Origin of the sequence: Microcoleus sp. S36a_B3 (assembly GCF_036700745.1) — a bacterium.
GTDB lineage: Bacteria > Cyanobacteriota > Cyanobacteriia > Cyanobacteriales > Microcoleaceae > Microcoleus.
The window spans coordinates 1-1,324 of record NZ_JAUBPN010000073.1 but is presented as its reverse complement, the minus strand read 5'-3'; the positions used below and the strand labels follow the sequence as shown (position 1 = coordinate 1,324).

The following is a 1,324-nucleotide window of genomic DNA, read 5'->3' as shown; positions in this document are numbered from 1 at the left end:
TGATTTTAAATCACCCTAACCTCTCGTCAGTCCTATCCTATGGTACTCTTGCTGCTTAAAAACTGTCCGAAGTATTGCTACGGACACTTCTATCCTGCCGAGTTCCCACAACAATTCAGTCTGCTTGGCGTAGGAAAGATGCCCATAATTTCCTAACCAGACTAATAATGCTTGGAGATTAACGCTCAAGTCTTGCCCTGGAACCACTCCTTGATGTGGTTCTCCTCTAACTACTGCACCACATTCGAGACATTTACACGATTGTGTCTGATATTCGACGACTTCAATTGGTTTCGCGACTAGAGTTGCTACTTGCTGAGAGTGGATGTTAATTAGGGCTTACTGAAAAAGTCCACAAATCGAATCTAGATGCCAAACAGCTTAAAAAATGGGAGATTCGGAGATTGGTTCCCAAATTTACTCTACAATTTTCCACCGAAATCCAAGGATTTTGAGCCGACAAAGGCCATAACCTTGCATTTTTTTGTTTGTTAAAAGCTTGAAACCCTTGGCAGTCATAGCTTCGAGTTCTATTCAGCAAGCCCTAATTACTTCACTTAATTCTTGACTGCCACAATTGAGGCAGATTTCCGGTGAGCTAATTTCGGTTCTGTCTACTCGTCCAAACCCTTTTCGGGTTTATCCCTGATGACCTGGTTGTCCACCTGGTTTCTTTTTTTGGTCTGCTTCTGGTTGGACTGTTGGTTTCTCTGATTTCTGGATGAGATCCGTTGATGGGGGTTTTGAAGAGGTTTGACTGGTGGTTCGACTTTTGCCTGTAGCAATAGCTAGTTTTTCTTGCAATTCTTCAATAATTGTTTGCAGCCCCAGTACCATTTCCACCAGTTCAGCTTGGCTCAACTGCTCGATTTGGGTTTTTTCTTTCTTTCTGGTGGCTGCGGGCTTTTTCATTCGTTTATTTTACCAGATGCCGCCACTGAAGTTTTTTTGACCTGAATCCTTACGACTGAAGCTTGCTCTTTTTCGGACGTTGATGTTAATAAAAAGTCGCTCGTATTACGGTCAATCGACCAGATATGATATAAAATAACTCACAGAAATCCGCCCAGATGGGGAGTTGATTATCCGCAAGATCACAAAGGGGAGGAGAAATAGCCTGACGTGAAGAACACAGACGGCAATTGGGTATAAAAATCAAGATAAAAAGCGTCTGCTGTGGGGATAAAAGGGTGTGTCGTGTAAGGACGGAGTAAATATTGGGATGGTAGTGGGGGAAAGAACAAAGCCCCCCTCGGAAGATTCGGAGGGGGGCTTTGTGTAAGTAAAATTAACCAGGCATCGAGCTATTTTCTCAGGCAGTGAC

The 1,324-nt window shown here is 43.4% G+C and carries 1 protein-coding gene; it reads right to left on the bottom strand.

The features are described 5' to 3' along the window. Positions 1-639 precede the first annotated feature (639 nt). Positions 640-912 carry a DUF6444 domain-containing protein gene (locus QUA01_RS27250; protein WP_333117106.1) on the bottom strand — a complete coding sequence of 91 codons (273 nt, stop codon included), beginning with the start codon at positions 910-912 and terminating at the stop codon, positions 640-642. Positions 913-1,324 lie beyond the last annotated feature (412 nt).